Raw genomic sequence first — 24,009 nt, 5'->3', positions numbered from 1 at the left:
TGAAACAAAAAACAAACTATATGGAAACAAAAAACATAAAAGCTTTTGGTACAGAAGCTGCCGAAGCTCCTTTGCAAACATTAGACATTCAGCGCCGCGCTGTACTGGCACATGATGTTGAAATTGAAATTTTGTACTGCGGAATTTGCCATTCTGATTTGCATTCTGCAAGAAACGAATGGCACGGAACTATTTATCCAATTGTTCCCGGACATGAAATCGTAGGCCGAATTGTAAAAGTAGGTGACCACGTTAAAAATTTCAAAGTTGGAGAACTTGCCGGAGTAGGATGTATGGTTGATTCATGCAGAGAATGTGAGAATTGCAAAAATGATTTAGAGCAATATTGTGATGAAGGAAGCATTTTGACCTTCAATTCTCCAGACAAACATTTAGATGGAATACAGACTTTTGGAGGTTATTCTGAAAGTATTGTGGTTGATGAAAGTTTTGTGCTCCACATTTCAGATAAATTAGATCTTGCGGGAGTCGCACCTTTATTATGTGCAGGAATCACAACTTATTCTCCTTTAAAACACTGGAAAGTTGGTCCTGGTCAAAAAGTTGGAATCGTTGGTATTGGCGGTTTAGGTCACATGGGAATCAAATTAGCAAAAGCTATGGGCGCTCATGTTGTAGTGTTTACCACTAATTTATCTAAAACAGAAGATGCAAAACGTTTAGGTGCAGATGAGGTAGTTTTATCTACAGATCCCGATCAAATGGCACTGCATGCTAAAAGTTTAAATTTTATCTTAGACTGCGTTTCTGCAGAACATAATATCGATTCCTACTTAAATTTACTAAAAGTAGACGGAACCTTAACTTTAGTTGGTGCGCCAATGGATCCGCTTCCGGTAACGTCATTCAGTCTTATATTAGGAAGAAGAAGTTTCGCAGGTTCTGCAATTGGCGGAATCGCTGAAACTCAGGAAATGCTGGACTTCTGTGCAGAACACAACATTACTGCCGATATTGAAGTAATTGGTGTAAATGATGTAAACAACGCTTACGAAAGATTATTAAAAGGAGATATCAAATATCGTTTTGTAATTGATATGGCTTCTTTACAATAAGTTGCTAAGGTTCTAAGATTCTAAGTTTTTTCTTAGCATCTTAGAACCTTAGAACCTTAGCATCTTAGAATCTTTTAAAAAAACAAACCCCTTCAAGCAATTCAACTCTTGAAGGGGTTTTTAGCAAAGATTTGGGGTTCTTAGATTTTAAGATGCTCAAAAGCATAATTACTTAGAATCTTAGAAACTCAGAACCTTAGCCTCTTAAAAATAAATAACCAATTAAATTTATTTTACTTTTTGTCCAGATTTTGTTTCAGCATTTTAGCATGTTCTAAGTGTGCTGTTAAACCCGCAATATTATTTGAGGCCCAAAGTTTAACATCTTCATCGTGTGCATCTTTTGATGCTTTTTGAAGTTTGTCAATTGCTTTTTCGTGACCGTCGATCATCATATCGGCGAATTTTTTATCAAAATCAAGACCTGATTTTTCATTTAGTTTGTTGTATTCTTCCTGTCCTTCTTCAGTAAGGGAATTTGGCAGTGTAAAGTTTTTAGCTTTTGCCAAAGCACTTACTTCAGATGCCGATTTAGTATGCTCATCAACAAGCATTTTTCCAAATTTTTTCACTTCGGAATTTGTGCTTTTTTGCTGTGCCAATTTTCCTATTTCGATTTCGGCCAGGTTAATTTCAGCCTGATCTACTAAAAACTCCGAATCGTCTTCTTTACTGTCAATTGAGTCAAATTTGGCTTCATTAGCATCTTCTGCAACTTCTTTTGGATCTTCTTGTTTGGTTTCATTTTTACACGAATTCAGGAATATAATAATAAGTCCCGCTCCTAAAATTGCTTTACTGGCTAATAATATCTTTTTCATGATTTTATAGTTTAAATGTTATGATGTAAAATTATTCAGAACTTGTAAGAATGACTTACAGGATTTTTAGAGATTGTTATATGATTTGGATGCTGAATAATAAACCAGTATTTATACGTATTATTTGATTTTAATTTATTGGTATACTTGCTGCATTAATTTTGTTATTATGGATTTCCATAAAGAAGGTTAATTATAAAGTTGAATATTTGTCTTTTAAATTATTATAAACTTTAAAAAACGGTAACATGAAGAAAATTTTATTCCCTCTAATTATCATAATTTTCATTTCTTGCAATAACACAAAAAATGATAATGTGACTATAGTTGAAAAAAACACTGTTGTAGAAAAACAAATTGTAGTTAATCTTAAACAAATCGCTGGAAAAAAGAAAACAGAAGTAGACAAGGTTCTTGGAAAACCTGATAGGGTGGAACCATTTTCTGAAAGAAGTACACCTTGTAAAAATATTCCATGTGAGAAGGCTTATTATCAAAAAGATAAATATGAAATTATATTTATTAACGAAAAAGCAGATTGGATAACAATTAATAATTTATCAGAATATGATTTGAACGAAGATAATATTGAGATATTCGGACTTCCAGTTACTACACCAGAATTTAGTAATCCACAAGATCTAATAAGATGGAAAGATATAGATGGCATAAATGAAATTAATATTTTTAATGATGGGTCAGGCAAAATTTCTTATGCATATATAAAGGTGAAAACAGAATAAAAAACGAATTTTTAAATTAAATTAAGTTTGAACTATTGTATTTTCGCCCAATATTTGGCACCATCAAAACAAATCATTTTTAAATAATCCCTAAATGAAAAATAAGTCATTCAAATCTTTAACCCGTATTTTATTTTTATCTGCTTTTATTTTGTGTTGTTCTGTATCTACATTAACGGCTCAGAAAATGACTTTTAATCCAAAGAAAACAGACAATGGATTAATTTTCGGATCAATTACTTTTCCGGAAGAAAAAGCAAAGTTTAATGGGTATTTTATGCTGATTAGTTATAAATCAACTGACCCTAAAACAGCCAGAAAGAATTCAAAAGAAGTACGTTTTATTCCTGCACAGATTACAAGAATGAGGCACAAAGGAGATTTGGATAATGGTTTGACCTATCTTTTTGCGGTTGAAAAGCCAGAAAGTGAGTATGAAATCACAAATATTAGACTCTTTACAAATAGTGGTATTGCATTTCTTCAAAGAAATGATAATGTAAATGGTTTTTCAATTCCTTTTAAAGTAAACAAAGGAGAGATTTTGTATGTTGGAAATATACGATTTAATGAAAATGCTTTTAAACAATCTGCTAAAGATGCTAAAACCATGGTTATTTATCAAAATAATTTTGAAAAAGATCTTGCAGGAATTAAAAAAGCAGAGCCATTTGTTTATTGGGACGCCGCAAAAAAGGATGATTCTATTCAAATTTCTTATGGGGAAGTATTAGAATAATCATATGAAACAAAAAATCACCTTATTATTTCTGTTAATAACAACTTTTCTATCAGCCCAAATAACCTACACAGGATTTATTGATAAATATCCAATTGAATTTGTAACCTATATTTCGGATGGAGAAGGAACGGCAATTTATGCTTATTCTAATTTTGATACTCCTATTTCTTTAAGCGCTAAGCTTAAAGGTAGTACATTAATATTTACCGAAAAAGACAAAAATGATAAAGAAAGTGCCCAATTAACTTTTCAGAATTACAATTCAAAAAGCACTCAATTAAATGGAAGCTGGAAAGACTTAAATTCAGGCAAAGAACTTCAAATTCAGCTTAATAAAACATTTGATATCGATTCTAAGAAAATAACTGAATGGAGTAATAAGGAAATTTTACAGCCGGTTTCTTTTAAGGACAAATACTTTAAATTAGTGTTGTCTAAAGGAAAAGATGATTATGAAGCAAAAGTAACCGGTATTAAAATCATCGAAAAAAAGACAGATAAAGTACTTCAGAAATTTGATTTAGAATGTCAACTCCTTGGCTTAAATAACATAGATATTGATGATTACAATTTTGATGGAATAGAAGATTTTTCTGTTTATGAAGGAGGTACTGCAGGTCCGGATAGTACGAGTTTGTATTTTCTGTATAATCCCAAAACAGGAAAATATTTTGAAAGTGATTTTAGCGGAACGTCTTTAGAATTTGACAGCAAAACCAAACGAATTCATGAACATAACCAATGCTGCGCCGGTACGAGTGTTATGGAAGCAGAATATAAAGTGGTCAATAATAAGATGGTTTTAATAAAAAAGACTTGTTTTAAGTATGACCAGAAATTGAATGGTTTGAAAAAGGTTAAGTGTGATTAAATGTTGTTTTTAACAATTTTCGTAATTCAAAATAATCGCAAAATGAAAAAATTATACATATCCTTATTATTACTTGTAAATCTTACAGTTTCCGCGCAAGCATATTTCCCAGGTTTTGATAATTTGTTTTTGGGTAATAATACAGATGAATCACTTTTTAGCCCAGAACTTAATTATTTTAGAGATGGATTAAAAGTAACAAGTAAATTGTTGTTTATTAAAGATTTGCAAACTGATTCCAATAGATCTGCCGCATTTTATAGTTTTCAAGTTATTCCGAGATCTGATTTGCAGTATGATTTTTTAAATAGTGGAGTATTTTTAAAATTCAATGTAAATGCTAAAGAAAAATATCCATCATTTGATGTTATTTTTAATGAATTTGTAAATGAAGATAAAGAAAGCGGTAACGGAAGAATCGATTTATACAATACAGGACTTTCTATATTGTTTAGTGAAACGGATGTAAAAGTATTTGATTTTCAAAAAAAGACCTCTCTAAAAGACCTCAAAGCAGAGTTTTTAATTTCAGGTATTGAATACAAAATTGATAAGGCAAACTTAGAAATTGTCTTTAAAGGTAATTTTACTACTGATATTAATATTAAAGGAAAGAAAATTAAAAAAGAAATTCTCTCAAAATTAACTTTAAACGCAGATAAAGAAGGTTTTGGTATTTCTTACATGGATCCAAAAAGCAATAAGAAAAAATATATAGTTGAGAAAGATATATAGTCAAGAAGTATATCAAAACAAAAAAATCCCATTCATATAATGAATGGGATTTTTTTGTTTAAATCCTCAATGAATTTGTCATTTCGACGAAGGAGAAATCGCACTCGCATATCGACAAAGATTGGCGCTTTTCTTTGCGGAGTTACTTACGGAGATTTCTCCTTCGTCGAAATGACAAGATTGAGGCTAATCTAAAATCTAAAATCTGTAATCTAAAATATCTATCAATCTACAATCTTAATTATGAAAGTAATAATCAAAATTGTATAACAGAAAAATCTTTCTTTTTGGGAACTTTGACTTAACCATACAACTATTACTAATCTAAATTTTTACGTCATGCCAGATCCAAGAATTAAAAACGAAGCACAATACGAAGCTCTTGTAAGCAAGGGGTATAGTAAAGAGAAATCGGCGCGTATAGCCAATACGCCAGATGCGGGAGAAAAAGGCGGAAGAGCAAGGCCTTATGAAGAATGGACAAAAGATGAACTCTATCAACAAGCAAGAAAAGTGGGTGTTTCAGGACGTTCTTACATGAATAAAAAAAGTTTAATCAAATCACTCAGAACAAATTAAAATAAAATGCCGCAGATTTCGCAGATTCTCTCAGATTATGTGAAAAGAAAAGAAATGAAAATGAAAAAAAATCTTTTGAATCTGTGAAATCTGTGGCAAAAAAGATACGACCATGAATACCGCCAGAACCCAAAAACTAATGACACAACTAATTAAAACACCACATTTGGTGTTAGAAAAATTAGAATTAGTTTATGTAAACAATCAAAATTTACCAATTGAAAGATGTCAGGGAGATGATGGTTTTATTTATAAAAAAAACGGACGATGTATTAAGCAGAAAAGCGAAATAAAGCGTTTTAACAGCTTGGTTTTGCCGCCGGCCTGGGTAAATGTAAAAATCACGGACTTATCAAACGGGCATTTACAAGCAGTGGGTTTAGATGTTAAAAACAGAAAACAATATCGGTATCATCCAAAATGGAATTTAATCCGCAATCAAACCAAGTTTTATAAAATCGCAGAATTCGGACAAAAGCTTCCCTCTATACGAAAACAAGTGGATATCGATTTGGAACAAAAAGAATGGTCGAAAGATAAAGTAATTGCCTTGGTGATTCGGTTAATGGAAGAAACCCATATCCGAATTGGAAATGAAAAATACGCCAAAGACAATAAATCATACGGACTTTCGACTTTGCGAAAAAGACATATCAACATCAATAAAAATTCCCTCCGGTTTGAATTCATCGGAAAAAAAGGAAAACAACACACAATTACCACAAGAAACAAACAATTGATCAAACTGGTGAGTCGCTGCGAAGAAATTCCGGGTTGGGAAGTTTTTAAATATTACGATAAAAACGGCGAAAGAAAGGTTTTAGACAGTCACATGGTCAATGAATATCTGCACAATATTTCGGGCGAATATTTTAGTGCCAAAGACTTTAGAACATGGGCCGCCTCCATCATATTCTTTGAAAGTTTGATGGAATTAGGAATTACATCTGATGAAAAAGAAATCAAAAAAAATATTGTTTTGGCTTATGATGCCACAGCAGAAGCACTCGGAAATACCAGAAATGTCTGCAAGAATTATTACGTTCATCCACTGTTGGTTACAACTTATGAAGACGGTTCGATTCAGCAGTATTTTGATAAAGTAAAAAAGAGCCGCAGTACGAAAAAATACTTTTCAAGAAGTGAAAGTGTCTTTGCAGAACTGATCGAGAATTATCAGGTCAATTTACTGTAATAATCTAAGAGTTAATGCATCTCTTTCAAAAGCATAAAGTTTGAAAAGCAAACAAAATCAATATTAACTAAAAATCAATTATTATGTTACGTTGGACAGTCTTATTTATTATTCTGGCAATCATTGCAGGAATATTTGGTTTTGGCGGAATTGCCGCTGGAGCCGCTAGTATAGCAAAAATTTTATTTTTTATTTTCTTAGTGTTATTTATTATTTCGCTAATCAGCGGAAGAAGAAGTGTTTAATACAAGAATTCAGTAAAATAAGAACGAAATTAAAAACGGCACATATATCTCGGTAAATGTGTCGTTTATCTTTTAAAAATATCAAATTATGGGAACTAAAAGCGGTGCTTATCAAGACGTTTATATTAAAAGACAAGACGAAATGGTAAGTTTAAAAAATGATGTAACAGATTTTTGCGAAAAATACATCAAACCTGTACATCCAGAAAACTGGGATTGGTCGACACGTGATTTCGAAAATCCTGAAAACGATCCAACAATTGCCGAAGCCAGAGCAATAGGAAATGTAGTTTACAACGATTTATTAGACGGAAAACAAACTGATGTCGATCTTTCGACAATGGATAATGTCGAAGCAATTAAGGCCTATTTGAATCCAGAAAGCAAACATGCCGATTTTAATATGGAGGAATTTGCCTTTGCCTTAAAAGTCGAACTCGAACACGGAAAAATAAGGGATGTAAACGTAACCAACAATCATCCGTTTTTAACGGCGATGATTGCGCTTGCTCACATGACCGAGAGTTTAACGTATTATAAACGCTTAAAAGTAATGGAAGCCGAAGGGGAAATCTATGAAATAATGCGCAAAATTGAGAATTCGGAAACCGGAAAAGAAGACTGGTATAAAGAATTGGGCAAAGCCGAAAAAGAATTGACCGAAGCCAGATCAGGATTAGTAGAACGTTTACAAAAAATGGATGATATTCCTGTTTTGGAAAAAATTGGCGATTAAAATTCAAATAGCATAAAAAAGCCGCTAAGTTTCAATCTTAACGGCTTTATATTTCAGTTTCCTGAAAAATTACAATCTTCTTTTATCTTCTTCTGTATAATCATCGTCTTCCTGAACGTCATCTTCAACATAATCGTTGTTTTCTTCTTCGTCATCTTCATCGTCAATGTCTTCAAGATCATCTTCAGTTTCGCTAAAGTCATTTTCGAAAGTGTCGGAAGGATTATCGAATTCGTCATTTTCAAGGTCTTCATCCAGATCCTCGTCTAAATCTTCTTCAATGTATTCGTCTTCGTCCTCATCGTAATCTTCATCACGAGCATCATCTTCTTCTAAAACAACTTCATAAATATCGTCGTTATTATCTTCAAGATCTCTGTCTTTATGGAAATCATCATCTAAATCATCCAAATCGTCGTCGTATACGCCCGATATCTCATCGGGATTAGGCTTGTTAGGGTTATGACCATTTCGAACTGTATAACCACGTTCTGCGTCTTCTGCACGGCTGTTTTGAGTTTCTCTTGTATTTAAATCATAAAGTTCCTCATTCATAACCGTATTTCTATCTGAAGCCGGGCTTCCGGGATCTCTTGGAAAAGTATCGTTTCTTTTATCTGTAGTATTCATGATGTCTTATTTTTAATATTTTACATATACAAATCTAATTCTGAAACCGAAAGATTTTCTTATAGAATTACTAAATGTAATTGTATAATTAACAGATGTTTAGAATGAAAGTTAATTCAAAAATGTTATAACCCTGCTGATAATCAAGAAGGTAATTTTATCAAATATTAATCATAAAAAAAATTACCATGAAAACTACAGATCAGAAGAAAGAAACTACAACAAAAGAAACCGTTAAAAAAGGAGTTACAAAACCAAAATCAAACGCAGCGGCGGGTTTAGCAGAATTATTTGAAGACAGTCTTAAAGATATTTACTGGGCAGAAAAGGCTTTAACAAAAGCGCTTCCAACAATGGCTAAAAATGCTACTTCAGCAGAATTGATCGATGCCATCAATAATCATTTAACCGAAACAGAAGAACACGTAACACGTTTAGAAAAGGTTTTTGATCTTATTGGAAAAAAAGCAACTGCTAAAAAATGCGATGCAATGGAAGGTTTAATCGAAGAAGGGAAAGGAATTCTTGAAGAAACGGAGATTGGTGTTGTTCGTGATGCGGGAATTATTGCCGCAAGTCAAAAAATCGAACATTATGAAATTGCAACCTATGGAACTTTAAGACAGTTTGCCGAAACGCTGGGTTATGAAGAAGCTGCAGTTTTATTAGAGCAAACCCTTGATGAAGAAAAAGGAGCCGATAAATTATTGACTGAAGTTGCTGTAAATGCCGTAAATCTTGAAGCCGCAGAAGCAGAGTAAGATTGAAAATATCAGATTAAAAGTGCAGTCTTAGAAAACTGCACTTTTTTTTCATTAAAAATTTAAAATTAAAGTATATGCCCGAAGGTCCGTCAATATTGATTTTAAAAGAAGAAGCACAGCAATTTGCAGGAAAAAAAATAATAGAAGTTTCCGGAAACTCCAGTATAGATTTAGAGTGTTTGAGGGATAAAATAATTTTATCTTTTAAAACCTGGGGAAAGCATTTCTTGATTTGTTTTGATGATTTCACAATCAAAATTCACTTAATGATGTTTGGAACCTACCGAATTAATGAAAAAAAGGATACTGCACCAAGGTTGCATTTAAGGTTTTCAAGTGGCGAAATCAACTTTTATACCTGTTCTGTAAAGGTTTTAGAAGGTTCAATAAATCAATATTACGATTGGAGCGAAGATGTTTTAAATGAAAACTGGGATCCAAAAAAGGCTAAACGAAGTCTGGATAAAATTCCGAATGAAAGGATCTGCGATGCAATTTTAGACCAAAATATATTTTCGGGAGTAGGGAATATTATCAAAAATGAAGTTTTGTATAGATGTTTTATTCATCCGGAATCTTTGGTTGGAAAAATTCCTTCTGAAAAAATCGACGAACTTATAGCCGAATGTTCAATTTATAGTTTTGAATTTTTGTATTGGAAAAAGAAATTTGAACTCAAAAAACATTGGCTTGCGTATTCTCAAAAAGAATGCAAAAGATGCAATTTGCCATTCATAAAAAAAACGACAGGGAAGAAAAACCGTCGAAGTTTTTTTTGTAGTAACTGCCAACAACTCCATATATGAAAAATGAAATTTTAATAGGATGTTCAAGCTACAATAATCGCTATTGGAAGGGAATTTTCTATCCTGACAATCTGACATACTCGAAGTGGTTTGAGTTTTATTGCCAGTACTTTAGCACGTATGAGTTCAACGGAAGCTTTTATAAGTTTCCGACGCTTAGAATCTTTAATAACTGGTACGATAAAGCACCCGAAAATTTTCTTTTTTCGGTAAAAGCGCCCAAAGAAATTACACATATCAAACAATTTTTAGATTGCGAAAATCTGCTTTCAGAATTTTATAATGTCTGTGAAAATGGTTTAAAAGAAAAGCTCTCCTGCGTGTTATTTCAGTTTCCGCCCAGTTATTATTTTACTTCAGAAAGATTACAGCAAATTATTAGCAATTTAGATTTAAAATTTAAAAACGTAATTGAATTTCGCCATAAATCCTGGTGGAATCAAGAGGTTTGGGATGCTTTTTTAGAAAATAATATTACGTTTTGCAGTGTAAGTCATCCGCAACTGCCACAAACAATCTTCAAAAATTTTCCGCTTATTTACATTCGTTTACACGGGATTCCTAATATGTTTTATTCAAGTTATTCACTTGAAGAATTACTTTATATAAAAAATGAAACTATCTTAAAATCAGGATTTATATATTTTAATAATACGGCAAGTGAAGCAGGGATTTTGAATGCTTTGGAGATGAAGAAGATTATGATTTAACCGCAAAGTCCGCAAAGGTTTTACGCAAAGCACGCAAATAAATTAATCTTCGCGAACCTTGCGTAAAACCTTTGCGGACTTTGCGGTTAAAAATATTTGTGGTTTAAAAAACTACAATTTCAAATTTCCTTCAATTCCGTCATCCATGACTTTACCAGTTACAAAAGCTGCGGTCATTTTTGCAATAGCGACAATTTTACCGTTTTTATTGTTCCAGTAATAGCCGTCTTCTGGTGTTACAGTAATTACACTTAAATTCGGATCGTCTTCGCCGCCCGGCATCCAGACTTTTACAATCGGGTCGTATAATTCTTTGATTGTTTCTCTGTCGTACGAAATTGTTGCAGTTCCGTGTAAAGTCAGGAATTTATCGTGTGGTTCAGAGAAGAATAATTCAACTTGCGGATTCATTGTAATCTCAGCATTGTGACTGCTGTTTCGGTCAGATAAAAACCAAAGGCGTCCCAAATCATCTACTTTTTGAACAGACATTGGTCTTGACTGCAGTCTGTCGCTGTTGTAAGTGCAAAACATGCAAGTTTTTATGTTTTCTGCTAATTCTTTGATTTTATCAGCAGCTAAATTTTCTGTAAGGTCTTTATGATCTCCCATAGCTTTATGATTTTATATTTATATTTTGATTTAAAAGTATTTAAAACATGATATAACAAAATTGAGGTTTTTGCTGCCGAGTGGGTTACAGAATTATATTTTTAAATTATTATATTTCAATTAACTAATTTTGTGCGAATTTCTAAACAAATTGTTTTGTTTTGCTAATTTTTAGCTATCTTTGAAGAAACAGATTTACCCAGAAAACATATGAAAGAATGGACAATATTCTACACAGATGATGATGAAGACGATTTAAGTATATTTACAGACGCTGTGGAGTCATTATCACAAGATATTAACCTTCAGACCTACTCAGGTGGAGAAAAGCTCTTAAATGCTGTTTATAATCCGCCGCCAACTCCTAGTGTAATTTTTTTAGATTTGAATATGCCTGGAAAAAATGGTTTTGATGTCTTAAACGAGCTGAAAGGTTCTAAAGAAAAAAGTGATATTCCGGTAATTATTTTTTCAACATCAAATGAACCAAGTATTATAGAGAAATGTCTTAATCTGGGTGCAAATTATTTCATCACAAAACCGGTTTTAATGAAAGATATTATAAAGTCTATAGAGCATTCGCTTACTATAAATTGGAAAGAGTTTGTTCCTGATAAAAAGACTTTTGTGTATAAATTGTAATAATAACATGCAGAAAATTAAAACACCAAACTTATTTGCTAAAATTAGTTTGGTGTTTTTTTATAGCTCAGGCAGGAAAACCTCAAAAGCTGCACCTTGTCCTTTTTCACTTTTTGCTTTTATGATACCCTTATGGTTTTCAACAATTTTTTTTACGATTGCCAGGCCAATTCCGGTTCCGGAGAATTCACTTTCGGTATTTAATCTTTGGAAAACTTCAAAAATTCGTTCTTTATATTCGTCATCAAAACCAATTCCGTTATCTGTAATTCTTAAACAGAAGTAATTTTTTTCAGGATAATCAACTTTAAAATTCAGTTTATTTCCAAGAACTCGGCGGGCTTTAATTTCAATACGAGGCGGAATATCTTTACGGGAAAACTTCAAAGCATTTCCAATTAAATTATGCAATAACTGCCTAAATTGAAAAGGCATGACCGTTCCTTCTCCTAAAGGATAAAGATCAATAACAGCATTTTTTTCTTCAATACGTTCAGAAAAATCCATTAAAACCTCTTCTACAATTTCATCTAAATTGGTTTTTACAAAAATCCTTTCGGCAGAATTTGTTCTGGAATAAGTGAGTAGATCCTGAATAAGTATCTGCATTCTTTTGGCAGAAACTTCAATTCGCTCTAAATAAGTTTTGGCTTTCGCCGAAATATTCTGATCGTCTAACTCTGCTAAACGGCTCGCAAAAGTTTGGATTTTTCGAAGCGGTTCCTGTAAATCGTGACTAGAAATATAAGCAAAAGACTGCAGTTCAATGTTCATATTAATCAAATCACGGTTTTTAAGTTCAAGCTCTTCAGTTCGATCATGAACCTGCTTTTCAAGCTGATTTGTAAAATCCTTTTGATCCTGAATATCAGAACTCGTACCTACCCACATTTGAATCTTTCCTTCAGCATTTCTTTGCGGAATAGCCCGGCTAAACTGCCAGCGGTAAATACCATCATGACGACGAAAACGATGCTCAAATAAAAATTCTTCTCCCGTTTTTATAGCCTGCATCCAAATGTTGATGTTTTCTTCGCGATCATCAGGATGTATGACTTGCAGCCAGCCATTTTGATCAACGTCGGCTTTTGTGATACCGCAAAAATCATAAAGTGATTGATTAAAATAATCCAGATTTCCCATTGCATCGCTAGTCCATACAAACTGAGGCATTGAATCAGCAAGAACCCGGAATTTTTTTTCACTTTTCATTAAAGTTTCCTGTCTGTTCTTTTCCTCTGTAATGTCTATTACAGTTCCCAGCATTTTGACAGGATTTTTTAATTCGTCAAAAAATATTTTTCCATGAACACGAATCCATGCAATGCTGTCATCTGGTTTTAAAACTCGTGCTTCATATTTGTAAATATTAGTTTTTAAAGCAATTTCATAAGCTTTTTGAATTGCATCCAAATCTTCAGGAACAATGCGTGACAAAACCTGTGGACGTGATATTTTGATGTCTTTTGGAAGACCAAACAATTTGGGCAGATTATCAGAATAAATCAATTCCTGAGTTGGAATATTTAAATCCCAGGTTACAATTTCGGCAATTTCAGATGCTAAACGGGCTCTTTCTTCGGCATCCTCCACTTTTTTCCTTGCTTCAACTTTCTCTGTAACATCGTTTACATTAATCATAATCGATGATATATCTCCATTTTTTTCGTACAAAGGCGTGTATTGATAATCCAGATAAAACTTTTCTAATTTTCCTTTAATATCAATAAACGCAACAGATTCGTTTTCACGAATCGTTTTTCCGTTGTGCAGTACTTCATTAAGTAATTGGGGATATTTTTGATCTAAGAGCTCAGGAAACACCTCTAAAGCAGGTTTGCCAATAGTTTCATCAGGATCTTTTTGCCAGATGTCATTATGCATTGCTGTGTTAGCCAATTCAATAATATGATCTTTTCCCTTAAAAATAGTCATGGCAATAGGAGACTGCATTACAAGATTTCGAAATGCTTTTTCACTTTCGGCCAGATAATATCGGGCTTTTACAGATTCTGTAACTTCATAACCTACAACAATTACGCCCGTTACAGCATCATTTTCTTCTCTTAAAGGATGAAAAACCAAATTGAAATAACAATCTTCCTGTTTCCCATATCGGTTTAAAGTAACCAGCAGTTCGTTTGAAAAATAAGGTATCCCGTTTTCATAAACCTGTAAAAGCAGTGGGTGAACCGTTTCTTTGGCTTCGGGCAGATATTCAAAAACCGATTTATTAAGCGTTTGTTCTTCCGTTTTATCTACAATTTGCAAATAAGTTTCATTTGCCATTTCTACTAATAAATCTGCTCCTTTGAGAATGGCGATTCCAAGCGGAACTTGTCTGACAATATTCTTAAAACGTTTTTCGCTTTCTTCTATGGCATTACGCGCCGTAACCTGAAGCGTAACATCGTTTGCAATGGCAACAATTCCTGAAATCGTTCCGTCGGGTTCTTTTAGCGCTTCATAAACAACATTAATAAAAGTGTTTACGACTTTGCCATTTCTGGTAAGTTTTACAGGAAGTTCATTTGCCGTAAATCTTTTACCTGTTTCATAAACATTCAACAAAATCTCTTCTAAACCCTGACCCGTGGCTTCCGGCAAAGACTTAAAAATAGGTTTATTGAGTACTTCATGCTCTTTGCGTTCCCAAATTTCAAGCATAAGCTCATTCGCAATTTCTACAACAAAATCCTTTCCTCTAAAAATACACATCGCATTTGGAGTCTGCAGGATATTATCTCTGTAACGTTTGTTGCTTTCTTCTAAATTTTTATGAATGTTAACTTTGTCGGTGGTTTCGTTACAGATCACCAAAACTCCGTCAATTTTGCCATCATCATTTGTAACCGGACTGTAACTGAAAGTCCAGTAAACATCCTCCATTTTTCCATTTCGGTAAATAGGCAGTAATAAATCTTCGTGCCATGTTGCTTCGCCTTCAGTCAAAACCTGATCAATTAACGGACCGATAAAATCCCAGATTTCAAGCCAGTATTCAGCGCCTTTCTGGCCTAATATAGCGGGATGCTTGCCATCGTTTCCAAGACTTGGGCGATAGGCATCATTATAAAAACAGATATGTTCCGGTCCCCAAAATAAAAACATGGGGAATTTTGAGTTTAAAAGAATTCCTAAAGTAGTACGAAGACTCTGCGGCCATGTATCGACAGCACCAACAGGAGTTTTGCTCCAGTCTTTGGCACGGGTTAATGCGCCCATTTCGCCTCCTTTTGCCAGGAAATCTTGATTTGTATTGTTCATTAAAAATTTGTTTTTGTTTTGATTGAAACAATAAATTTTATGTAATAAATATAGAGTTTTATAAAGCTATTTCGATTAAAATCTAAAATTATAAAAATAAATTTTGATTTTTTTTTGGTTTTTTGAATGAGCTAACATTAAAATTAATAGAGTTAATTTTCATTGATTTTAATGATGAAATTTGAATTAACAAAATCAGTGAAATCATGAAAAGAGAACAAAAACACGAAACCGACTATATAAAGAAATACCAGGATGAAGGCTATACAAAGAATTACTTATTTGAAAATGGCTGTTTAATCGATTCAGAAACTAAATACGCTTATAAGCCAGATGAAATTTATATTGTAGCGCATCACCGTTATGAAGGAATGAGCGATCCGGATGATATGTCCATTTTATATATTATTGAAACAAAAGATCAGGAAAAAGGAACACATTTGTTAGGATACGGTCCAATGGCAGATTTAGAAGAAGCTGAATTTTTTAAAGATATTCCGAAGAAAAATTATTCAAAAAACGCAGACATTAGTGAACTTACATAAAATAAAATAGATAAGTATTTTTATTTTGCTGAGGAGCAGTTGTTCCAGATTTATTCTGGAGCAGCTGTTTTTTCTTTTAAGATACTAAGGTTCTAAGGTGCTGAGATGCTAAGTTTTTTAATCTTGCAGCATAAACCTTAGAATCTTAGTATCTCAGCACCTTAGAACCTTTCCATAAAATTATGAAATTTCTGATTGAAATTGTATAAGGATTTGATTTGCAATAAGTACGAAATTTGGATTATAGAAAATGAGAAAAAAACCAAAAGTTGTTTTTGTATGGAAAATAAAAATACAAACCACTTTCTTAAAACCAAAGCAAATGAAAAAACTTTACATAAATACCGGAGGATTTGATGCCGTTTTTAACGATTTAAAAGATAGTCTTAATGGTGAACTAACGGCTAATAACAATGAATACAATTTAGATATTAAATCAAAGTGGACAAAAGGCTCCATAAAAGGAAACCGATTTGACGATAAAGTGCTGTTCATGCATTTTGACCTTGAATTTAATGAGGAAGTTAGTTTAAGTATCGAATCTTTTAAAACAGCTCCCGTCTTTTTTGTTTACTGTGAAAACGGAAATGTAAGCCATAGTTTTGGTGCAAATGGAGAAAAGAAGGTTTTAAGCAAAAAACAATCGGCTGTTTTAAGCAATTCATCAGTTATAAATAGTGTTTTGTATTTTGAAAGCCACAAGCGTATCCAGTTTACATTACTGGGAATGCCAACAATTGAAAATAAAAATATAGAATTAACGACTCAGGTTAAACAACGTTTTACAAACGATTCAGGAAATTATATTTACATAGGAAAAGAGAATTCAAGAATCTCAGAAAGAATAAAAGAATACAAAACAGTGCCGCAAAAAGGAATTGTGGGAACACTGCTTAAAAAAAGTATTCTAAAAAATATTGTTGAAATAGAGGTGGAGCAGCACAGTTTTAATTATCTAAGAACATTTGATCCCGTTGTTAATCTGGCAATGAAACCGATTAATGAAATCAAACGAATTTCAACCATGAATTTTTCTGAAATACTCGCCGCAGCAAGACATTTTAGAGCAAAATACCATTTTTCATTTAAACCATACAATCAAAAATTAGCTAGCTAACAAGCATTATATATATTAACTACTATTACGAAAAAAAACAGCTTTTCCTAAAAAGGCTGTTTTTTTTTAAGCTGCTAAGAGGCTGTTCTAAGGTTCTAAGTTTTTGCTCACGAGTTTTACTGATTTAAGCAGGTTTGCGCTGGTTTTGTTTTTTTACGCAGGTTTAATTTGATTTGTGTTGAGCTTTAATCTCGCAAAAAAAACTTAGAAACTTAGAAACTTAGAACCTTAGCATCTCCGTTCCTTAGGTTACTCTTTCTCATAATAAATAATAAAATAAACCATAACGAGATTGAGGCATAAAGAAACACTGTTTGTAATTATTATGGGAAGATCTTCTTTTAAAATTCCGTAAATTATCCAGACTGCTATTCCAAAAGTCAGGATTCCGAAAGTTTTAAGCGATATATCCTTTACTTTTTTGGTTTTCCAAACCTTTAAAATCTGCGGAATTGTAGATAGTGTAATGCAAGCTCCCGCAAATAATCCTATGCTATCTATGTAGTTCATTTTTTTAAGGTTCTGAGGTTTTGTTTTTGAATCTCGCAAAGTCGCAGAGTCGCAAAGTTTTATTCTTAAATAAGTTTTACAATTAAATAAAAGCCTTTGCGACTCTGCGACTTTGCGAGATTAAATAAGCACAGTAAGGAAAAAAACTTTGTGCTCTTTGCGTTAAAAAATCATCCACCAACTAATTCTCCGCCGTTAATATGAATAAACTGGCCGGTAATATAACTACTGTCTTCACAGGCCAGAAATACGTAGGCAGGTCCAACTTCAGAAGGTTGTCCGGCTCTTTCCATCGGATTATCTTTTCCAAAATCTGAAAGCTTGTCAAAGCTTGCCACAATCAACGGTGTCCAGATTGGACCTGGCGCAACGCCGTTTACCCTGATTTTTCTTTTCGCAAGCATTGTCGACAATGATCTCGTGAAACTTACAATAGCACCTTTTGTACTCGAATAATCAACTAAATGTTCGCTGCCGCGATACGCAGTTACAGAACTTGTGTTAATAATTGTATCGCCTTCTTTCAAGTACGGAAGTGCCGCCTTAGTAATATAGAAATACGGATAAATATTGGTTTCAAATGTTTTATGCAATTGTGCTGCGGTAATTTTTTCCAGTTCGTTTTGCGGAAATTGAATGGCAGCATTATTCACCAAAACATTTATGGTTTTAAAAGTTGTAATACACTTTTTAATAGCCGTTTTGCAGAATTTCTCATCTTTCAAATCTCCGCTTATAAGCAGACATTGCTGACCTTCTTTTTCGATCATTTCTTTGGTTTCCTTTGCATCTTTGTCTTCTTTTAAGTATACAATGGCAATATTGGCACCTTCACGCGCAAAATGTACGGCAGCGCTTCGGCCAATTCCGCTGTCACCGCCGGTTATAAAAGCAGTTTTACCAAGAAGTTTTCCACTTCCGGCGTAATTCTCTCTTATAATTTCCGGTTCGGGATTCATTTTATGTTCGTTTCCCGGAAGCTCTTGTTTTTGTTCCGGAAAGTTTTTAGGCTTTTTCATAATACAGGAATTTTAAACAACTGATTTAGTATTAAAGTTAGCTGAATGAAGAATGAAAAAGAGACTGTAACAAATTTTTGATTGCCTCAATAAATTAAAATGAAAGAAAAAAGCTATGATTGTTTTGCATTTTATTTAAAAATGTAATCTTTAATAAGCTGACTTTCATAAATTCAATTAGATTATGTAACAAGACATGGGAATTATGTAACGAATTAGATACGGATGTAAAAGTGAATGTATCTTTTTTTTCTAAATTTGAAAGTTTGACCAACTATATTTAAAATAGGATCAGATATTTTAAATAAGAACCTTTTCAAACCAATGATTCAATTTTTTTTAACTCGTAACGCTTTATTCCCCATAACAGCATGGTATTAATTGTTGATGATATCAAGGCAAATATTATTGCCTTAAAGAAAACATTAGAACTTCACAACATCGACGTAGATACCGCCGAATCTGGTGAAGAAGCCTTAAAGAAAATTTTAAAAACAAACTACTGTCTTATCATTATGGATGTTCAGATGCCCGGACTTGACGGCTTCGAAGTGGTAAAAATCCTTTCCGGAAACAAACGAACCAAAGACATTCCCGTAATTTTTCTTTCGGCATTAAACATCGAAAAGAAATACATCTTTAAAGGTTATGAAAGCGGTGCAGTAGAATACATTACAAAACCTGTTGATACTGATTTACTGATGCTGAAGGTAAAAACTTTTATCAAAATCTATGAGCAGCAAAATGAGCTAAAAGGCATAAAAGACCTTCTTTCGAAAGAAATCAAAATTAGAAAAGAAGCACAGGACAATCTCGAAATCAAAATCGCAGAAAGAACCAAAGAATTGGTTTTGAAAAACGAAGAACTAGAGATGAAAAACCACGAATTACAGCAGTTTGCCTGGGTGGTATCGCATGATTTGAATGAACCTATAAGGAAAATCCAGATCTTCATTAAAATAATCAAAGAGCTTTATTTAAAAGAAGATGAAAAGGGAATTGATTATGTAGACAGAACCATAAAATCTGCCGAAAGAATGCAGACTCTTATTACTGATCTTCTCGCATATTCCAGATTATCAGCGCAGGTTAAACCAGAAATTACAGATCTTAATGTAGTTTTACAGGAAGTTCTTTCGGATTTTGATTATTTGATTGAAAGAAAAAATGCCACAGTAAAAGCTACAGAACTCCCCACAATAGACAGTATTCCGAGTCAGCTTCGACAAGTATTTCAGAATTTGATTGGAAATGCCCTTAAATTCTCGGGCGGTGATGAACCTCCATTAATTGAAATTACAGCAGAATTAATTGCCGATAAATCTTTTGACAGCCCAACCGCACCGGAAGGAAAGTATTGCAGAATTATGGTAAAAGATAACGGAATTGGTTTTGATGAAATTTATCTGGATCGAATTTTTATTATTTTTCAGAGTTTAAATGACAGACAGACTTATGAAGGAACCGGAATTGGTCTGGCAATCGCAAAAAAAATAATAGAAAAACATAACGGATTAATAACGGCGAAAAGTGAAGTGGGCAAAGGTGCCAGCTTTATTATTGTTCTTCCCTTAAAATACGAATAAATACAATTTAAAACCATGAATGGTAACTTTAAAAGAAATCTCCTAATTAGTTCGTTAGTTTCATTATTAGTGCTTACAATCAGTTCTGTTGCTTCGTTTATCAGCATCAAAAGCTTGTTAAACAGTAATTTCTGGGTAAATCATACTCAGGATGTTATTTACAACTTAAACGAGGGTTCGGCGATAATTACAGAAGCGCAAACAAGTATGCGCGGTTATTTATTAACCGGCGATGAGCAGTTTGTAGACCGATTTAATGAATCTGAGGCCAAATCAAATACGTACTTTGAAAAACTGGAAGATCTTACAATTGATAATCCTACACAGCAAAAACTGTTAACCGATTTAACAAACAAGCGTTCCGGGTTTTTTAAATACCTGAACAATCAAATCGTAAAAAAGCGTTTAAACAAAGAAACACTGATCTTCGACTTAAACGAAGGCAGGGTAATGATGAGCGATATGCGAGCGGTTATCAAAAAAATAGAAGGTACAGAACAAAAACTTCTGGAAGAGCGAAATGCTAGCTCAGAACGTTATGGCTATTACAGTTTAATTTTAATTATAGTCGCCTTTTTTATTGCCTTTTTAATTTCAATTGTTTTCCTTATCAGAATTCTCAAAGATTACAACGAACGTTCTGCACTGCAAAAAGAACTGGAGAGAAAAGATATTGAAACGGCGCAGAGAATTGAAGCAATTAGTACGATTGCAACAAATATTTCAAAAGGAAACTACGATATTCGTGTAGACGATACAAAGGCAGATGCACTTGGAAGTGTAGGAGAATCTTTGAACACAATGGGAGTTTCTCTTAAAAATTCATTTGATCTGCTTTCTCAAAAAGAATGGCTTCAAACGGGAATTGCTGAGTTAAATAACACCATGCTGGGCGAAAAATCATTACAGAAACTTTCAAAAGATATTATTGAGTTTTTATGTCAGTATACTAACAGCAGTGCCGGGGTTTTATATGTTATTGAAGAAAATGAATTAGTATCTTCTGGAGGATATAGTTATATACCAAGTAAAAACCGTGAGCGTATTCAAAAAGGCGAAGGTTTAATTGGTCAGGCGATTTCATCTGGAAAAATATTAGAATTAAAAACACTATCTCCAAACGATATTCAAATTAATTATGCTTTAGGACAAGTTAAACCTACACATATTGTAGCAGTTCCGCTTCAAGATAACAAAGTTGAGGGTGCGGTTGAATTAGCGAGTATTTACGGTTTTTCTGAACTGCATTTAGAATTTTTACGAAGCGTTGCCAATAACATTGGAATTGCTTTAAAATCAACTCAAAACAGAAAAAGAGTATTAGAGCTGCTGGAAGAAACAAAATCGCAGTCTGAAGAGCTTCAGACACAACACAGCGAACTGGAAGCTATTAATGCCGAATTAGAAGCGCAGACAGAAAAACTGCAGGCTTCTGAAGAAGAATTACGAGTACAGCAGGAAGAATTGGAACAAACCAATGAAGAACTTTCTGAAAGAAGTGTTTTACTGGAAGAAAAAAATAATGAAATTCAAAAGAAATCAGAAGCCTTAGAATTAACAACGCGTTATAAATCAGAATTTTTGGCCAATATGTCACACGAATTAAGAACGCCTCTTAATTCAATTCTGCTATTAAGCCGTTTATTATCAGAGAACAATAACAAAAGCATGAACAATGAAGAAATTGAGTTTGCCAAAGTTATTCAGAGTTCAGGAAACAGTTTATTGGGTTTAATTGATGAAATTCTGGATTTATCTAAAATCGAAGCCGGTAAAATGGAATTAGAGTTTTTAGATATTTCGACCAAAGAAATCACAGACGCACTTTGGAATCTCTTTAATCTGGTAGCCAAAGAAAAAGGAATTGAATTTGAAATTATTTCTAAAGAAGCGCCAATTGTCATTAAAACAGACAAAATGCGTTTGGAACAAATTCTAAAAAACCTGATTTCAAACGCTATTAAATTTACAGAAAAAGGAAAAGTAACGCTTGAAATCAAGATCAATACAGATGATGATAAAATTATCTGTTTTATTGTAAAAGATACCGGAATAGGAATTCCGCTGGAAAAACAACCGCTTATTTTCGAAGCATTCCAGCAGGCCGATGGTTCAACAAAACGTAAATACGGCGGAACAGGTTTAGGATTATCGATCAGCAGAGAACTTGCAAAATTACTTAAAGGAGAAATTATCCTGCACAGTAAAGTTAACGAAGGAAGTACTTTTACCTTATGTCTTCCGGTTTATGGTTCTTCTCCTTACAAAACTAATGTGGAGAAAATACCGCCAACAGCATTTGTAGAATTAGAACCTGAAAAAGAAGAAAGTACACCTGCAAAAAAATACATTAGTTCAACTATTCCCGATGAAATAGATGATGATAGAAATGAAATAAGAGAAGGGGATAAAGTAATTTTAATTGTTGAAGACGATATCAATTTTGCAAAATCACTTTTGGCCTTTTCACGAAACAAAGGTTATAAAGCAATTGTAGCCGTAAGAGGCGATCATGCCCTAAACTTTACGTTGCTGTACAAACCCGTTGGTGTCTTGTTAGATATTGAACTTCCGGTAAAAAGCGGCTGGGAAGTTCTGGAAGAATTAAAAAATCATGCCGAAACCAAACATATTCCCGTTCATATTATGTCATCGCATAAACTGAAACAGGAAAGTTTATTAAAAGGCGCAGTAGATTTCTTAGATAAACCGGTAGCATTTGACAAAATTCCGGATGTGTTTTTAAGAATCGAACATATCATTAATAAAGAAGCGCAAAAGGTTTTAATTATTGAAGATAACCCGAAACATGCCAAAGCATTGTCTTATTTCTTAGAAACGTATAATATCAATTCTGAGATAAAAAGTGAAGTTTCAGACGGGATTCAGGCTTTAAGCAAAACAGAAGTAGACTGCGTAATTCTTGATATGGGAATTCCGGATAAACAAGCGTATCAAATTCTGGATGGCGTGAAGAAAAATCCGGGACTGGGAAAACTTCCGGTAATTGTCTTTACAGGAAAAAGTTTATCACTAAAAGAAGAAGTAAAAATTAAGAAATATGCTGATTCTATTATTGTTAAAACGGCACATTCCTACCAAAGAATGTTAGATGAAGTGTCGCTGTTCCTGCATTTAGTTGAAGATAAAAAAGACGGAAAAGACAAAAAAGACGGACATAAAAAGCTAAATTTACTTAACAATATTCTGCACGATAAAAAAGTGCTGATTGTTGATGATGATGTTCGTAATATTTATTCGCTTACAAAAGCTTTAGAAGTATTTAAAATGACAATCATTACGGCTTTTGATGGAAATGACGCCATTAAAGTTTTAAGCGAAAATCCAGATACCGATGTTGTTTTATTAGACATGATGATGCCGCATATGGACGGTTACGAAACAGCCGAAAAAATACGTGCCAATCCGAAGTTTTTAACTTTACCTGTAATTGCCGTAACAGCAAAAGCAATGACAGGAGACAGAGAAAAATGTATAAAAGCAGGAGCATCAGATTATATTACAAAACCGGTAGATGTTGACCAGCTATTGTCGTTATTGCGAGTATGGCTTTATGATAAAGTTTAAAAATTAAGATAAAGTGTATGCCGCAGATTTCACAGATTAAAAGGATTTTTATCTGTGCTAATCTTTGAAATCTGCGACAGAAAAAATATAAAAGAATATGAGTAAAAAACGACTTTTAATTGTAGATGACGATCCAAGAAATATTTTTGCATTAGAGCATACTTTGCGTGTCAAGTCATACGATTGTTTGTCTTGTACAAGTGCAGAAGAAGCATTGAAATTATTAGAATCTGATGAAAATATTGATGGTGTTTTAATCGATATGATGATGCCCGAAATGGATGGATATGATGCCATTCCGTTAATAAAAGCTATTCCGTCAAGAAAATCGACTTTTGTTGTTGCAGTTACAGCTCAGGCTATGACGGGCGACAAAGAAAAATGCTTAGAGGCCGGAGCAGATGATTACATTTCTAAACCGGTAGATGTTGATAAGTTACTGCTTGTTTTAAGCAAAATTTGAATGAATT

General features: G+C 33.2%; 24 protein-coding genes. 18 read left to right on the top strand and 6 right to left on the bottom strand.

Annotated features, from left to right (window positions below):
- Positions 1-20: 20 nt before the first annotated feature.
- Positions 21-1,076 (top strand): NAD(P)-dependent alcohol dehydrogenase, encoded by a 1,056-nt coding sequence (locus ASD98_RS14805; RefSeq protein ID WP_056205855.1) that lies wholly within the window; start codon positions 21-23, stop codon positions 1,074-1,076.
- A gap of 233 nt (positions 1,077-1,309) precedes the next feature.
- On the opposite strand, the gene ASD98_RS14800 is transcribed toward ASD98_RS14805, so the two are convergent.
- Positions 1,310-1,897, bottom strand: coding sequence for a DUF4142 domain-containing protein (locus tag ASD98_RS14800; RefSeq protein ID WP_056205854.1), 588 nt, complete (start codon positions 1,895-1,897; stop codon positions 1,310-1,312).
- A gap of 248 nt (positions 1,898-2,145) precedes the next feature.
- Between ASD98_RS14800 and ASD98_RS14795 the strand changes: the two genes are divergently transcribed.
- From ASD98_RS14795 to ASD98_RS14765, 8 genes are all read left to right on the top strand, one after another.
- Positions 2,146-2,640, top strand: a complete 495-nt coding sequence (locus tag ASD98_RS14795; protein WP_056205853.1) for a hypothetical protein — start codon at positions 2,146-2,148, stop codon at positions 2,638-2,640.
- Positions 2,641-2,734: 94 nt separating this feature from the next.
- Positions 2,735-3,379 (top strand): hypothetical protein, encoded by a 645-nt coding sequence (locus ASD98_RS14790; protein ID WP_056205852.1) that lies wholly within the window; start codon positions 2,735-2,737, stop codon positions 3,377-3,379.
- 4 nt (positions 3,380-3,383) lie between these two features.
- A complete protein-coding gene (locus ASD98_RS14785) occupies positions 3,384-4,253 on the top strand; it encodes a hypothetical protein (protein ID WP_056205851.1) in 870 nt (289 codons plus the stop codon).
- Positions 4,254-4,295: 42 nt separating this feature from the next.
- The gene (locus ASD98_RS14780; RefSeq protein ID WP_128414847.1) at positions 4,296-4,988 is read left to right on the top strand and encodes a hypothetical protein; all 693 of its coding nucleotides are present in this window, start codon (positions 4,296-4,298) and stop codon (positions 4,986-4,988) included.
- Positions 4,989-5,327: 339 nt separating this feature from the next.
- Positions 5,328-5,567 carry a hypothetical protein gene (locus tag ASD98_RS14775; RefSeq protein WP_056205849.1) on the top strand — a complete coding sequence of 80 codons (240 nt, stop codon included), beginning with the start codon at positions 5,328-5,330 and terminating at the stop codon, positions 5,565-5,567.
- A 139-nt stretch (positions 5,568-5,706) separates the two neighbouring features.
- The gene (locus ASD98_RS14770; protein ID WP_242412120.1) at positions 5,707-6,762 is read left to right on the top strand and encodes a DNA topoisomerase IB; all 1,056 of its coding nucleotides are present in this window, start codon (positions 5,707-5,709) and stop codon (positions 6,760-6,762) included.
- A gap of 83 nt (positions 6,763-6,845) precedes the next feature.
- Positions 6,846-7,007, top strand: a complete 162-nt coding sequence (locus ASD98_RS23740) for a DUF1328 family protein (RefSeq protein WP_082577870.1) — start codon at positions 6,846-6,848, stop codon at positions 7,005-7,007.
- Between the two features lie 88 nt (positions 7,008-7,095).
- Positions 7,096-7,743, top strand: coding sequence for a DUF5661 family protein (locus tag ASD98_RS14765; protein WP_056205847.1), 648 nt, complete (start codon positions 7,096-7,098; stop codon positions 7,741-7,743).
- A gap of 69 nt (positions 7,744-7,812) precedes the next feature.
- On the opposite strand, the gene ASD98_RS14760 is transcribed toward ASD98_RS14765, so the two are convergent.
- Complete coding sequence (locus tag ASD98_RS14760) at positions 7,813-8,373, bottom strand: hypothetical protein (RefSeq protein ID WP_056205846.1); 561 nt, start codon at positions 8,371-8,373, stop codon at positions 7,813-7,815.
- A 188-nt stretch (positions 8,374-8,561) separates the two neighbouring features.
- Here ASD98_RS14760 and ASD98_RS14755 point away from each other — a divergent pair, with 188 nt between their 5' ends.
- The 3 genes from ASD98_RS14755 (at position 8,562) to ASD98_RS14745 (ending at position 10,653) form a co-directional block, all read left to right on the top strand.
- The gene (locus ASD98_RS14755; RefSeq protein WP_056205845.1) at positions 8,562-9,134 is read left to right on the top strand and encodes a ferritin-like domain-containing protein; all 573 of its coding nucleotides are present in this window, start codon (positions 8,562-8,564) and stop codon (positions 9,132-9,134) included.
- A gap of 77 nt (positions 9,135-9,211) precedes the next feature.
- Positions 9,212-9,943: a DNA-formamidopyrimidine glycosylase family protein gene (locus ASD98_RS14750; protein WP_056205844.1), complete on the top strand. Its 732-nt coding sequence runs from the start codon at positions 9,212-9,214 to the stop codon at positions 9,941-9,943.
- Positions 9,940-10,653 (top strand): DUF72 domain-containing protein, encoded by a 714-nt coding sequence (locus ASD98_RS14745; protein WP_056205843.1) that lies wholly within the window; start codon positions 9,940-9,942, stop codon positions 10,651-10,653. The genes ASD98_RS14750 and ASD98_RS14745 overlap by 4 nt, the downstream gene beginning before the upstream one ends.
- Before the next feature lie 111 nt (positions 10,654-10,764).
- Here ASD98_RS14745 and ASD98_RS14740 read toward each other — a convergent pair whose 3' ends face one another.
- Entirely contained in the window at positions 10,765-11,265 is a 501-nt protein-coding gene (locus ASD98_RS14740; protein WP_056205842.1) for a pyridoxamine 5'-phosphate oxidase family protein, read from the bottom strand.
- Positions 11,266-11,475: 210 nt separating this feature from the next.
- Here ASD98_RS14740 and ASD98_RS14735 point away from each other — a divergent pair, with 210 nt between their 5' ends.
- The gene (locus ASD98_RS14735) at positions 11,476-11,907 is read left to right on the top strand and encodes a response regulator (RefSeq protein ID WP_056205841.1); all 432 of its coding nucleotides are present in this window, start codon (positions 11,476-11,478) and stop codon (positions 11,905-11,907) included.
- 60 nt (positions 11,908-11,967) lie between these two features.
- On the opposite strand, the gene ASD98_RS14730 is transcribed toward ASD98_RS14735, so the two are convergent.
- Positions 11,968-15,174 carry a PAS domain-containing protein gene (locus ASD98_RS14730; RefSeq protein WP_056205840.1) on the bottom strand — a complete coding sequence of 1,069 codons (3,207 nt, stop codon included), beginning with the start codon at positions 15,172-15,174 and terminating at the stop codon, positions 11,968-11,970.
- A 206-nt stretch (positions 15,175-15,380) separates the two neighbouring features.
- Between ASD98_RS14730 and ASD98_RS14725 the strand changes: the two genes are divergently transcribed.
- Positions 15,381-15,719 (top strand): hypothetical protein, encoded by a 339-nt coding sequence (locus tag ASD98_RS14725; RefSeq protein WP_056205839.1) that lies wholly within the window; start codon positions 15,381-15,383, stop codon positions 15,717-15,719.
- Positions 15,720-16,041: 322 nt separating this feature from the next.
- On the top strand, positions 16,042-16,836 hold the full coding sequence (locus ASD98_RS14720) for a hypothetical protein (RefSeq protein WP_056206534.1): 795 nt from the start codon (positions 16,042-16,044) through the stop codon (positions 16,834-16,836).
- Positions 16,837-17,085: 249 nt separating this feature from the next.
- On the opposite strand, the gene ASD98_RS14715 is transcribed toward ASD98_RS14720, so the two are convergent.
- Positions 17,086-17,346, bottom strand: a complete 261-nt coding sequence (locus ASD98_RS14715) for a SemiSWEET family sugar transporter (RefSeq protein ID WP_056206533.1) — start codon at positions 17,344-17,346, stop codon at positions 17,086-17,088.
- Positions 17,347-17,516: 170 nt separating this feature from the next.
- Positions 17,517-18,365: an SDR family oxidoreductase gene (locus tag ASD98_RS14710; RefSeq protein ID WP_056205838.1), complete on the bottom strand. Its 849-nt coding sequence runs from the start codon at positions 18,363-18,365 to the stop codon at positions 17,517-17,519.
- A 371-nt stretch (positions 18,366-18,736) separates the two neighbouring features.
- Here ASD98_RS14710 and ASD98_RS14705 point away from each other — a divergent pair, with 371 nt between their 5' ends.
- The 3 genes from ASD98_RS14705 (at position 18,737) to ASD98_RS14695 (ending at position 24,002) form a co-directional block, all read left to right on the top strand.
- Positions 18,737-19,951: a response regulator gene (locus ASD98_RS14705; protein ID WP_056205837.1), complete on the top strand. Its 1,215-nt coding sequence runs from the start codon at positions 18,737-18,739 to the stop codon at positions 19,949-19,951.
- A 15-nt stretch (positions 19,952-19,966) separates the two neighbouring features.
- Positions 19,967-23,539 carry a response regulator gene (locus ASD98_RS14700; protein WP_056205836.1) on the top strand — a complete coding sequence of 1,191 codons (3,573 nt, stop codon included), beginning with the start codon at positions 19,967-19,969 and terminating at the stop codon, positions 23,537-23,539.
- A 97-nt stretch (positions 23,540-23,636) separates the two neighbouring features.
- The gene (locus tag ASD98_RS14695) at positions 23,637-24,002 is read left to right on the top strand and encodes a response regulator (RefSeq protein ID WP_056205835.1); all 366 of its coding nucleotides are present in this window, start codon (positions 23,637-23,639) and stop codon (positions 24,000-24,002) included.
- The last annotated feature ends 7 nt before the right edge of the window (positions 24,003-24,009 follow it).

The organism is Flavobacterium sp. Root186 (assembly GCF_001428525.1).
Lineage (GTDB): Bacteria > Bacteroidota > Bacteroidia > Flavobacteriales > Flavobacteriaceae > Flavobacterium.
Note: the sequence above shows the minus strand (reverse complement) of the source record. Positions and strands in the feature narration are given on the sequence as shown.

Excerpts from the sequence above, each read along its gene's own strand:
- ASD98_RS14805 (WP_056205855.1), top strand. The coding sequence starts at position 21 with ATGGAAACAAAAAACATAAAAGCTTTTGGTACAGAAGCTGCCGAAGCT.
- ASD98_RS14800 (WP_056205854.1), bottom strand. The coding sequence starts at position 1,897 with ATGAAAAAGATATTATTAGCCAGTAAAGCAATTTTAGGAGCGGGACTT.
- ASD98_RS14795 (WP_056205853.1), top strand. The coding sequence starts at position 2,146 with ATGAAGAAAATTTTATTCCCTCTAATTATCATAATTTTCATTTCTTGC.
- ASD98_RS14790 (WP_056205852.1), top strand. The coding sequence starts at position 2,735 with ATGAAAAATAAGTCATTCAAATCTTTAACCCGTATTTTATTTTTATCT.
- ASD98_RS14785 (WP_056205851.1), top strand. The coding sequence starts at position 3,384 with ATGAAACAAAAAATCACCTTATTATTTCTGTTAATAACAACTTTTCTA.
- ASD98_RS14780 (WP_128414847.1), top strand. The coding sequence starts at position 4,296 with ATGAAAAAATTATACATATCCTTATTATTACTTGTAAATCTTACAGTT.
- ASD98_RS14775 (WP_056205849.1), top strand. The coding sequence starts at position 5,328 with ATGCCAGATCCAAGAATTAAAAACGAAGCACAATACGAAGCTCTTGTA.
- ASD98_RS14770 (WP_242412120.1), top strand. The coding sequence starts at position 5,707 with ATGACACAACTAATTAAAACACCACATTTGGTGTTAGAAAAATTAGAA.
- ASD98_RS23740 (WP_082577870.1), top strand. The coding sequence starts at position 6,846 with ATGTTACGTTGGACAGTCTTATTTATTATTCTGGCAATCATTGCAGGA.
- ASD98_RS14765 (WP_056205847.1), top strand. The coding sequence starts at position 7,096 with ATGGGAACTAAAAGCGGTGCTTATCAAGACGTTTATATTAAAAGACAA.
- ASD98_RS14760 (WP_056205846.1), bottom strand. The coding sequence starts at position 8,373 with ATGAATACTACAGATAAAAGAAACGATACTTTTCCAAGAGATCCCGGA.
- ASD98_RS14755 (WP_056205845.1), top strand. The coding sequence starts at position 8,562 with ATGAAAACTACAGATCAGAAGAAAGAAACTACAACAAAAGAAACCGTT.
- ASD98_RS14750 (WP_056205844.1), top strand. The coding sequence starts at position 9,212 with ATGCCCGAAGGTCCGTCAATATTGATTTTAAAAGAAGAAGCACAGCAA.
- ASD98_RS14745 (WP_056205843.1), top strand. The coding sequence starts at position 9,940 with ATGAAAAATGAAATTTTAATAGGATGTTCAAGCTACAATAATCGCTAT.
- ASD98_RS14740 (WP_056205842.1), bottom strand. The coding sequence starts at position 11,265 with ATGGGAGATCATAAAGACCTTACAGAAAATTTAGCTGCTGATAAAATC.
- ASD98_RS14735 (WP_056205841.1), top strand. The coding sequence starts at position 11,476 with ATGAAAGAATGGACAATATTCTACACAGATGATGATGAAGACGATTTA.
- ASD98_RS14730 (WP_056205840.1), bottom strand. The coding sequence starts at position 15,174 with ATGAACAATACAAATCAAGATTTCCTGGCAAAAGGAGGCGAAATGGGC.
- ASD98_RS14725 (WP_056205839.1), top strand. The coding sequence starts at position 15,381 with ATGAAAAGAGAACAAAAACACGAAACCGACTATATAAAGAAATACCAG.
- ASD98_RS14720 (WP_056206534.1), top strand. The coding sequence starts at position 16,042 with ATGAAAAAACTTTACATAAATACCGGAGGATTTGATGCCGTTTTTAAC.
- ASD98_RS14715 (WP_056206533.1), bottom strand. The coding sequence starts at position 17,346 with ATGAACTACATAGATAGCATAGGATTATTTGCGGGAGCTTGCATTACA.
- ASD98_RS14710 (WP_056205838.1), bottom strand. The coding sequence starts at position 18,365 with ATGAAAAAGCCTAAAAACTTTCCGGAACAAAAACAAGAGCTTCCGGGA.
- ASD98_RS14705 (WP_056205837.1), top strand. The coding sequence starts at position 18,737 with ATGGTATTAATTGTTGATGATATCAAGGCAAATATTATTGCCTTAAAG.
- ASD98_RS14700 (WP_056205836.1), top strand. The coding sequence starts at position 19,967 with ATGAATGGTAACTTTAAAAGAAATCTCCTAATTAGTTCGTTAGTTTCA.
- ASD98_RS14695 (WP_056205835.1), top strand. The coding sequence starts at position 23,637 with ATGAGTAAAAAACGACTTTTAATTGTAGATGACGATCCAAGAAATATT.